Annotated in this window: 4 protein-coding genes; 3 read left to right on the top strand and 1 reads right to left on the bottom strand. The window is 41.0% G+C overall.

Annotated elements, in window-relative coordinates; genetic code table 11:
* The first annotated feature begins 617 nt into the window (after positions 1–617).
* The 3 genes from LN995_RS21060 to LN995_RS21050 all read left to right on the top strand — a co-directional run bounded on the left by LN995_RS21060 (position 618) and on the right by LN995_RS21050 (position 7,690).
* Positions 618–1,142: a hypothetical protein gene (locus LN995_RS21060; RefSeq protein ID WP_229963073.1), complete on the top strand. Its 525-nt coding sequence runs from the start codon at positions 618–620 to the stop codon at positions 1,140–1,142.
* Positions 1,143–1,987: 845 nt separating this feature from the next.
* The gene (locus tag LN995_RS21055) at positions 1,988–3,544 is read left to right on the top strand and encodes a GAF domain-containing protein (protein ID WP_229963072.1); all 1,557 of its coding nucleotides are present in this window, start codon (positions 1,988–1,990) and stop codon (positions 3,542–3,544) included.
* Positions 3,545–3,583: 39 nt separating this feature from the next.
* Complete coding sequence (locus tag LN995_RS21050; RefSeq protein ID WP_229963071.1) at positions 3,584–7,690, top strand: chemotaxis protein CheB; 4,107 nt, start codon at positions 3,584–3,586, stop codon at positions 7,688–7,690.
* A gap of 796 nt (positions 7,691–8,486) precedes the next feature.
* Here LN995_RS21050 and LN995_RS21045 read toward each other — a convergent pair.
* Positions 8,487–11,686: PA14 domain-containing protein (locus LN995_RS21045; protein ID WP_229963070.1), on the bottom strand; the 3,200-nt coding region annotated here is incomplete at its 5' end.

Below are 11,686 nucleotides of genomic sequence, written 5' to 3'. Positions count from 1 at the left end.
TTACACAGTTCTTGAGATATTGCCGTTTTTTCTAATGCAGTAGAAAAGTCAAGAAAGGACTTTAGTTTAAACTTAAGATCATCTACAGTTGTACTTAAAGACCTTTCTTGACCAATGTCGCTGACAGTACGTCTCTGTGCTGTCATTTTTTATTTTCACCCACACTTACAGCTGTAGTTTCAGCTCTATAAAACCTCTACTCTCTACTGAAGCTACTCAATTGTGTAATTTCTTTTCCTGATAAAGTCTTAAAACAAGAAAGCATTTGTTCCAGCAACTAAAGGGCGGCTTTAGATAAATATAGCAAATGGCTGGTTGGTTTAATAATACTTTTAGTTAATGATTCTTTAATAATAGGTTAATATTCTCTTTACAATTAATAGGGGTGTCTTCTATTAATATTGTACTCAAGGTAACTGAGTAACATTTTTACAGAAAAGCAGCCAACTTTAGCTTAATATTTCTAATTGTAAAAGCTATTAAACTTGTTTAAGGCTTCTCTTTAACAGTATTCTTCTTACTGATTTTGCTGAATTACATGAGGTAAAAGATAGTGGACGAATACCTATGTTACCTTCTTTTTTAATTAATCTCCTAAAGCCGTAATCGGAAAAGCTATGCCACTTTCCCAGCCACCATTTCCTCTCATACCATTAGCGGCAAACGAACTGGAAGACAGCTTTAGCTTAACAGAAGTGGTAAACTCCCCGTGCAGCTTTCAGTTGCAAAATCAAAGTTGGTATTTCGCTTTACTTCTTTTTAAGGAAGAGCTTCAAACAACCCTGGCTACTATCTACATTGGTGATAAATGCTACCTACTAGAAGACATCAGCACGTTTTCTCATGCCAGCATTTGTATCAAGGGTGCGGAAACAGGACGAATCATAGGTTATATAAAGAGAGAAAGATCAAAGTTGAACGGAGGAGGTTTTTTATCTATAGGGCAAGACACTTATGGCTGGAAAACAAGGCAAATTCATGAACCTGTTATCTGGCTTATTAACCAAAAGCGGCAAAAACTATTTTCAATTGCTCGCTTCAATAATAAGGTTACTATACAAATTACCAGTGCTGGTAAAACTGATGCTGGTCTACTTCTTTTAATTGCCTTATGTTGGTATTTAATGCACCTGGAAAAGTAGAAAAGCGTTGGTAACTAATGTTGTTTAGGCAGTGCTAATGAATCAAATCAGATTATTCAGTAGTCTTAGATTCTGTTGTTAGAGTAAATAAGCAGTGCTTAAAGTTCTAAGTACTTCCTCCGAAAGGTATTCATCAGACCCAGTTTAGTAAAACTAGAACTTTAGGCTGGGTTTAAACAACCCACTTTTCTCACAATATTATCTATACCTTCAGGAGTTCGTATGCTGCTCCCAGTTAAACTATTCGACATACGTATTGAGTCACAACTATAGAGGAATGTCTGCAATAGCGCTTTAAAAAAAGAAAGTCTGCTTATTTAAATATTATAAATCAGTATAGAGCAGTCATCGTTCAGTAATATGTTTGAAAATAAATATTAAAGTTTTTTAATTTTTTTCTGATGCAGCCGTATAATCAAAGCTTCTTAGTAAGAAACACATGGTGCTTAAAAGTGTAGTATGGAGTAGTTGGACTGCGTAAGATTATCTCTCAAAAATTTTTTAGCTAAAGGATATGCCGTAAATTTGAAATAAAGAATGGCTGTAGGTGCAAACAATACAGCTACATAAATGTTGAAAAGAACGAGTTATATAAATAGTGGTAGTGCTTGCCTCTGTAATAGTACAAATTACGGCATGTTAGCCTAACAGTTTTGGTATAAGCTCTTTTCTTCTTTGGGTCTGGAAATCCAAGCAATCATTGGAATATGTAGTCTACCTGCTCCGGCTTCTGCCCCCTTGAAGTACTTCTAGCGTGCCTTTTATCGTTTACTGTGTAAAGCAAAGCACATTGGAAAGATTAACGGATTATAAGGCTCCTATGGAGCATAACGCACCTTTATTTCATGGAACACAAAGCCTCAATGGTTAATTTAACCATAGAAAAAGACTATGACTCAGAATTCTGCGGCAGTATCCCGCTCCACCTGGTAAACCTGATACAACCCCATGGCATGTTGCTGGTACTCGACAAACCAAAGCTACATATTGTACAAGCCAGTGAAAATGTGGAACAGTACCTTTCAATTCCTGTTGATGAATTACTGGAGCAGTCGTTATCGCAGTACATCTCTACAAAACAATTCGAGGAAATTCAGCAAAAAATAACGAGTCAGAGCAGCCAGGATAAAATTCCTATTAACCTTACATTATCAGTTAAAGATAAAAAGGTTGCTGTCACAGCACTTGTTCATCCGCGAGAAGAGTATGTGCTTATGGAATTAGAGGAGAACTTCTCAAACCCGGACGATAATTCTTTTATTGGGCTTTACCAGCATATTAAGTACATAACATCGCTGCTGAAGCAGGCAGGCTCTACACAGGAGACAGCTCAGATAGCAGCTACAGAAATAAAGAAGTTTACTGGTTTCGACCGGGTACTGGTATATCAGTTTGACCCTCAGTGGAATGGGATAGTAATAGCACAGGCCAAGGAAGAAGACATGGATGATTACATGGACCTGCGTTTTCCTGCTTCAGATGTTCCCAAGCAGGCCCGGGATCTATACTTTAGTAACCCATACCGGCTTATTCCCACGCGCAATTATAAACCTGTGCGGCTCATTCCGGTAGTAAACCCCATGACGAATCGTTTTACAGATTTATCTGACAGTAATTTGCGTAGTGTAGCTGCCGTGCACCTCGAGTACTTGGGTAACCTGAACATTATGGCTTCCATGTCGCTACCTCTTATTATTGATAATAAACTATGGGGACTTATTTCGTGCCACCATAAAACTGCGAAAAACCCTAGTTATGAGCTACGCTCTGCTATGGAGCTTCTTTCAGGTATTATATCGGCACAGGTGGCGTCAAAAGAAAGAGAGAATGCTATTTTGCTGAAAGCACAGCTGCGCGGCTTACATGCTCAGTTACTGGAGCAGCTGTATAATAGCCCAGGTTTTGCGGATGGCCTGTTATCTGGTGCAACAGATATTCAGAAGTTACTAAGCTTAAGCGGAGCAGCAGTTATATATGATGGAGGCATCTGGACAAGTGGGAATACCCCTGGCAAACAAGAACTAAAGGAGTTGGCTGGCTGGCTGCGAAGAAACCAGGCAGATAAGCTTTATGTAACCAGTACTTTGCCTAAAAATTATATATATAGCAAAGAGTACAAAAATAAAGCAAGTGGGCTTATAGCTCTGTCTATTAATGCAGAACAAGGCGAGTATATTTTAGGCTTCAGGCCGGAAGTACTGCAGACGGTAAACTGGGGAGGGAACCCGAACCAAGCCATACAGATGGAATCTGATGGAAAGACATACCATCCGCGTAACTCCTTTGCTACCTATCAGGAAACAGTGAAACATACTTCGCTACCCTGGCTGGCTGAAGAAGTAGAGGCAGCAGAAGCATTACGAAGTGCTGTGCTGGAAAAAATTATTAAAGAGAGATATTAATTTAAGACAGTCTTCAGAGCCAGGTTCGGCCAGTATTTTATGACTGAAACAAATAAACAAGCAGCTATACAAAATGAAAAGTTGCCACCGGCAGATCACTACCTGGTGGGAATTGGTGCGTCTGCGGGTGGTCTGGAAGCTATTCATAAGCTTTTTGATCATTTCCCGGGCAATTCCAGTTTTTCTTTTGTTATTATACAGCACTTGTCGCCAGACCATAAGAGCCTGATGGCAGAGTTGTTATCCAAGCATACCAGTATGCAGGTGCAGGAGGCTGAGGACGGCATGCGTACAAAGCCTAACTGTGTATATGTGCTACCCAGCGGTAAGCAACTGACGCTGAAAAATGGCAGGCTTCGCTTGGCCGATAAGACCCGCAACAGAGAACCTAATTTTGCCATTGATGCTTTTTTTGAGTCTCTGGCCAGAGATAGGGGGCGTTATGCCATTGCGGTGGTACTTTCTGGTACAGGTACGGACGGCACTAAAGGTATCAGGGCTATTAAAGCAGCAGGGGGCATGGTGGTGGTGCAGGAACCCGTGTCAGCGAAATTTGATGGTATGCCCAGAAGTGCTATCGATGCTGGCTTTGTTGATTTTGTGTTGCCACCTGAACGGATGCCTCAAGAAATAATCGAGTATACCCGTAAAGTTCCACTGGTGCAATCGCTTATTGAGTTTAATAAAGAAGTTGAGGATGGTGAAGTGCTACATAAGATTCTGGACCTGATTTGCACGCATACAGGCAACGACTTTAAGAACTATAAAGAGGCTACACTGTACCGAAGGATCCGCAAGCGCATGGATAACCTTAGTCTGGACAGTCTGCACAAATATTTTTTGCATATGCAAGAAAATCCTGCCGAGATAAATGTACTTTGTCAGGAGTTTTTGATTGGTGTTACGAAGTTCTTTCGTGATACAGAGGCATTTGAAATGCTTGAAGAAGAGGTTATTCCTAAAATAATAGCCAGTAAAGCACCTGATGAGCCGGTTAAAGTGTGGGTGACAGCCTGTAGCACCGGGGAAGAAGTTTATTCACTTGCTATGCTTTTCAAAGAATGCTTTGAAAGAGTTGGACTTGAGCCATTGGTAAAATTATTTGCCACTGATATAGATCAGCGTGCTATTACACATGCATCCAAAGGTATTTATCAGGCTTCTATAGCCAAAGATATTTCTCCTGATAGGTTGCAACGTTTCTTTTACCAGAAAGGGAATCGTTACATCATTAATGAAGATTTACGAAAACTGGTAATTTTTGCCCAGCATGATTTGCAGCGAGATCCGCCATTCAGTAAGATTGATCTGATCACATGCCGAAACATGCTTATTTACCTGAACCCTGGCCTGCAGAAGAAGGTATTGGGTATTTTCCCTTATGCTCTGAACCTGAATGGATTTTTGTTGTTGGGGCCTAGCGAGCACATTGGAGAACTGAAACCATTTTTCTCGGAGGAGAACAGGAAGTGGAAGCTTTACCAGAAAACCAAAGAAAGAAAGAGCATTCACCAAAACTACGGTGCAACAGAATTTACACCTACTCCATCTCCTTCAAAACAAGCAACGTTTAAAGACCTGCAACTGGCGCAGTATAACGACTCTTTTATGGATGCCGTTGCAGATGATTTTAGGGTGACGGGGCTGTATGTGGATGAAAATTACCAGTTACTGCATGGTGTTGGTGACATTAACCGCTTTTTAAAATTCCCGGACAAACGTCTGCACTTTAATCTTATAAAGATGGTGCCCGAGGAATTGGCTGTAACATTGAGTGTTGGCATACGCAAGGCTCTTAAACAAAACCACAAGGTGGTAGCCCGGCAGGTGTCGGTTCGAATGGGTAAGAAAAACCAACTGGTGCATGTTTCTGTAAGGCCTATTGTAACGGATGCCAATCAGCCGAAAGTTATCCTGGTGCTATTGCAGGAAGTAGATAAAGTTGCCCGACAACCTAAGGCCGTTGAACTGGCTACTGTTTCGGATAAGGATTACTACCTGCAGGTGGCGTCACTGGAGATGGAGTTAAAAGAAGCCCGTGAAAACCTGCACTTAGCCGTGCAGGATTTGAGCACCTCCAACGAAGAACTGCAATCCAGTAACGAAGAGCTGATGTCCTCTAACGAAGAACTACAAAGTTCTAATGAGGAAATGCAGTCGCTTAACGAGGAACTGCACACGGTTAACTCCGAGCACCAATTAAAGATAAAGGAATTACAGGAGTTGAATGAAGATCTTGATAATTATATCCGTAGCTCTAATATTGGGCAGCTGTTTGTCGATCATCATCTTGTAATCCGTAAGTTTACGCCAAGTATCAAAGACCTCATCAACATTATAGAAGGCGATGTAGGTCGCCCTATCCATCACTTGTCGCACAACTTAAAGTATACCAACTTGCTGAACGATATTAAGCAGGTTAACAATACATCGGTGGAGGTGGAGCATGAGGTTGAAACCAATGAAGGGAAGTTCTACCTCATGCGTATTATTCCTTACCTGAAGCATGATGGGAATAAGGATGGAGTGGTACTAAGCTATGTGGATGTTACAACACTTAAAGAGCTTACCAACGTAGTGCAGGGGGTACTTAATAGTTCTCTGAACAACATAATGGCCTTTCAGGCAATACGAGATGAGAAGCAGGTTATCACAGACTTTAACTGGAGCCTTCTTAATCGTAAGGCAGAAGAGTTGTTTGGTAAATCTTCTGCTCAGTTATTGGGAAACAGCATTCATGCTGAAATGCCATTCTTAAAGCAAAGCGGCTTGTTTAAGAAGTATGTGTCCGTAGTGGAGTTTGGGGTTCCTCTTCATATAGAGCTGCACCTGGATATTAATGGGCATAAAGCATGGTACGAAATAGTAGCTGTGAAAATGAGTGAGGGTGTTGCAGTAACAATGGCAGACATCACTGAAAAGAAAAACAATGAAGAGAAAGTATTACATGCATACGAAGAGCTTAAGCAGGCTGAAGAAAACCTGATTAAGCTTAACAATGAACTGGAAAAGCGGGTGGCAGACCGTACGCAGGCCCTTGCTGCCAGTGAAGAGCGTTTCAGGCTGGTGTCTATGGCTACGAATGACGTAGTTTGGGACTGGAATCTGGTAACAAACGAGGTTTGGTGGAGCGACAGCCTACGTACTGTATTGAGCTACGAAGCAAGCCAAATGGGGAATGGTGTGAACGGGTGGTTTGAAAAAATACACCCTGATGACCGCGACCGGGTTGTAAAGGGAATCAACAAAGCCATCAACTATGGTAAAGACCAGTGGTCGGATACGTATAGGGTTGCCAGGGCTGACGGTTTCTATGCTTTTGTATCGAACAGGGCTTACATTCTGCACAATGAATATCAAATACCTTATCGTGTATTAGGGTCTTTTATTGATTTGTCAGATCTGAAAGAAACACAGGAGAAACTGCAGTATACGAATGAACACTTGCTGAGAGTAATAGAGGACCTGGATACATTTGTGTATACGGCCTCTCATGATCTTAAAGCTCCTGTCGCCAATATTGAAGGCTTGCTGTTGTTATTGGAAGAACAAATAGACTCTACTGACCCACTTCCGGGCGAGCCTACCAAGCCGCTCTTTGATATGGTGAAAGATTCTATTAGCCGTTTTAAGAACGTTATAAAAGACCTGACTGACATTGCCAAAGTGCAGCGGGATGTGGATGGAGCAGCTGAAATCGTAGATCTGGAAGAGGTAATCATTAATGTAAAGTCTAACATACAGGATATGTTACAGGAGGGGCGTGCACAACTTCATACAGACTTTAAAGATGTGGCCCAGATTAACTTCTCCAGAAAGAACCTCTACAGCATTCTTTATAACCTGATAAGCAATGCCTTAAAATACCGTTCGCCAGACAGGGAGCCGGAAGTATTTATAAAAACAAAACGTTTAGATGGCCATATTCTGTTGTCTGTAGAAGATAACGGATTAGGTATGAGTGAAGATAACCTTTCCAAAATGTTTACACTATTCAAGCGCTTCCACTCGCATGTCGACGGTACTGGTATGGGGCTTTATATTGTAAAACGCATGATGGACAATTCCGGAGGTAAGATAGAAGTGGAGAGTGAGGAAGGCAAAGGGACAACGTTTACATTGTACTTTAAAGTCGATAAAGCATAAGGAAGGCTCTTGTTGCCTGTTAAGTTGCGAGATTAAAAGAGCAGCGCCTTGGCTAAGATTTAATCTTAGCCAAGGCGCTGCTCTTTTTTCATACAAATTATTAATGAGGTAATTTATTCCGGGCAACACTATAAATGTAAGTTCCGGCTATGCTTCCTGATATGGCCCAGAAACAGCAGGTTCCACAGTTGAGATCGCCAGTTGAAGTCGAAGAATGGGATATGTCTGCCAGCTCCACAGGCGGCACATATAACTTTTAAGTTAAAGACCAAATGATTTTCCGAAGAATAGTATCACTACCATTATCAGGGCAATGATGGGTCCTAAAATGTACCACGGCCATGGTTGTTTAAGTAGTTCTATTTTTAGCATAATCAAAATATGGCTGCGGATCTCTGGCAGGATCTACTAGTATTATCTCAGCTGTGTCCTCACTTAAAATGGCATACGCATAATGTGCCAATCCTTTATCTTCAAACTATTCAACTTCCATAATATCACTCCTGGTTTAATGCTTCAAGAAACATTTCTATAGCAACCTTGCTAAAGTAGGTAGTGCAAATATAAGCTTGTTAATTTATGATTACAGTGACATTAGTTAGATAAGTAATGTGCTTAACTGAACAGGTAGTAATTTACGAAGTTCATCAAAGGCATAGCGTCCCGATGTTGGCCTTATTGCTAACCTTAAACCTTTATTTATTCTGATACATTCTAATGTGTCTTTATCAACGGTAATAAATTAGAAATCCCCGGTGCCTATACAGGCACCGGGGATTTCTAAGAACTAGAAAGCCTATTTAGTTAACATGATCTTTTGTGTTAAAACTTTAGAACCAGTTACTAAACGGGTGATGTAAATTCCGTTAATAAGGCCCTCTGCTTTTAACGTGAAGCTTTTAGCTGCACCTGCTTCTACCGATCCTTGATAAAGTTCTTTTACAAGCCTTCCCTGCAAATCATACACCTGAAGAGCTGCTTCTCCACTTTCAGCAACTGTAAACGCTAAAGTAGCTTCGTTAGTGAAAGGGTTAGGATAAGCTGTTAGCTCAGCAGTCTTATTAACACTTGCAAGATTTGTGGTAGAACTGGTGTTCATTGCCAGAACTGCTTCTGTTTCTGCCACGAAAGGAGATAAACGAGAACCTGCAATAGGAGCTTCCATTGTTCCATCAGGTAATGTCCATGCTACGGCCAGGTAATCTGTATTCTTGCCTTCCTTGTGTAGTGCCTCTATATAGTAGCGCTTGTTTGCCTCCAGTTTTACTGAAGCAGATTGCTGTGAAGCATATTTGTTCCACTGGCGAGAGTTGGTGTAGCCATTTAATCCTGCAATTTTTATTTTATTGTCTGGATCATCATTTGTACTTAACCAAAGTTCACAATCATCGTCTCCAGCAATCCAAAATGTGTAGTCACCGCTTTGTGGCGGGCATACATAGCCACGGATGCGGGCACCATAGTTGTCTCCAGCGTTGCTAGGGCTTTCAAATATAGTAAGCTGGCTTGTGCTGCTTGGTGTAGTAAGTACTGGAATACTTGCTACTGTTGTGCCACTTATGTTGTTCCATTGCTCGCGCAGAATAGAGCCGGTCGCAGAGCATTGCGGTGTTGCAGCTGCTATAAGGTTATCTGCAGCGCCTACAACAAATATTGGAGTTTCAGAAACAGTCAGAGTTAGTTTGCCTCCAGCTGTTAACACCACTTCTTTCTCAAACTCTTCAGCATCATCAGCAAACCTGTAAATGGTAGCCTGTGAGGCTCCTCCTAAATCTAAAGTATAATTAGCAGTCCTTCCTACCATGTCAGGAACAGCCAGTGCAAACATCTTCTGGCCTTCAAACGCATATTCATCTACAAACGGGTCCTCAGAAAGTGTTCTTTGATAGATGAAGTCCTTAAAGACTTGTAGTTGTTTCATATATGATGCAGCAGGTCTTCTTTTATAAGTATTGGCACCATCTGGGTTGCGGATTTCTTCTATTAGGCCGCAAGCTGCATAAGTTCTGTTATCTACTATTCCTTTAGAAATATTAGATATGTAAGAACTTTCGTCATAAGTCTGGTAGAAATAAGTTTCAGCAATACCATTTCGGATATTAAAAAGGAGCGTTCTAATAGTCCAGTCGCCATGTGACTGCAGTTTTGTACGGGTAGGTGTTGCAAGGGCCTGTTGGGAACCTTCATTTACAGCATAACCTACTTCTGTAATCCAAACCGGTAGATCGTTTCCTTCTTCGGAAATGATCTGTAGGAAGTCTTTTATATTTGTTGTCATGTTGCTTAGCTCTGGAGGTAAACCGTGTGAACCATCCATATGCTGGCCGCCGCCATTATTCGCGTAAGCATGGTAATTCCAAATGTCACAGGCCATGTTTACTGTACCATCAGCTTTATAGCCTCTAATCTCTTTCCAAGCATCAATTACACCCTGAAAATAAGTAGGCCTATTATCAGCAATACCACCAGCCACAACCAACATGTTAGGGTCTGCATTTTTAACACCTACACCAGGTCCCATAGTGCCCATATGTCCATCATAGAAAACAGATAGGAGGTAAGCATATTCTCTAGGCGTCATATAGCGTCCGCGTCCGTGCCACGATGCATCTGTTTCGTTATTACATTCAATGGATTTAACGTAACCTAAACCAATTTTCTTTACCTGGTTAGATGCCACTTTAACTAAATTAGGGTCAAGGGCAGTATTAGAGCCATAGCGGGCAGCGTACTGGAAAGCAGCTTTACTAAAATAAATATAAGATTCAGGGTTTTCTCTTAATCTGGCAATGTCAGCCTGGTAGTTAGGGTCACTTGAAGACAGCTTCGTCCAGGGAGCAACTGCATATTCGTAGTTATTTTCTGTGTAGCCAAACTCTTTAATTGACCAAGGTGTCTGGTTTTTAAGGCAGGCATGAATGTCTATTCCTTCCTTTGCCAGTCTTTCGTACACCATGTCATATTTCCAGTTACCTTCAGAAGCAGGTTCAAAGGTATATTCTCCTTTTACTTTTTCAATTTTAGTCCAGTCAACATAGTCCCTGATGCCTTTAAAAGCTTTAAAAGCTTCCATTTTTGCTTCATCTACAGGTCTGCCACTCGGCTGCTGAATGTTCCAGATATAGCCGTTTGTCTTCAAAGCACTGTTAATACTGATCTCTTTGTGTTTGTAAGGAGCTGCCTGATATGGCTTCCAGCTACCAATAATTTCTATTTCACCAGGTACTACATTTACGAACTCTATCAAAATTGCGTAAATGTCTAATGGGTTTGGTAAAGCATACTCTTGCCAAGTCATGTACTTTTCTCCAGTAAACTGTGGTCCTGGCACTCTAGTCCAGTCTATACCTCCTGGTTTTGTTGCATCTCTCTTTATATAGTGGAATTTAATAGCGGGGCTAAATGTTCCTGCGCCATCATAGATGCGTAACTTATCAAGGGTCATTTCCATTTGTTCTGGAAAAGTAATCCAGATAAAGTTAGGAGAAAGTGTTGTAGACCAAGTTAAAGGAATTTTTTCGTTTAAAACTCCATCAAACAGCTTTGTATAATTCTCTTCTAAAGGCTTAGGACCAGGCAGATACATGTAGTTCAGGTTGTAGTCTGCTAATGTTAAAACACCTGATTTTTTTGATGGCTCAGGAAGGAGTGTTAGCATAGCTTCATCTTCAGGCTCTACTGTTAAAGTTCTGTCAACAGTAGAAGCAGCTAAAAAGCTAGTGCTACCAGTTTGTGATGCTGAAATTTTTGCTGTTCCTGCAGTAAGCACTGTTGCAAACCATTTACCACTAATATTTACTACAGAAGCAACAGCTGGGTCTGAGGATGCAAAAGTGATAGGAGTTATGGTGTTATTACTAATTGCTACTAATTCAAAAGGTGAATCACCGACTTTTTTTCTTGGTAAAGCATTGAAAGAAATAATAGCTTGTTGTTGAGCTACAGGAGTTGAAGCTTGTGTGGTAGGATGCCCAAACACCTGTACTTTTTGCGGGA

Origin of the sequence: Pontibacter silvestris (assembly GCF_020907275.1) — a bacterium.
In the GTDB taxonomy this organism is placed as follows: Bacteria; Bacteroidota; Bacteroidia; order Cytophagales; family Hymenobacteraceae; genus Pontibacter; species Pontibacter silvestris.
Note: the sequence above shows the minus strand (reverse complement) of the source record. Positions and strands in the feature narration are given on the sequence as shown.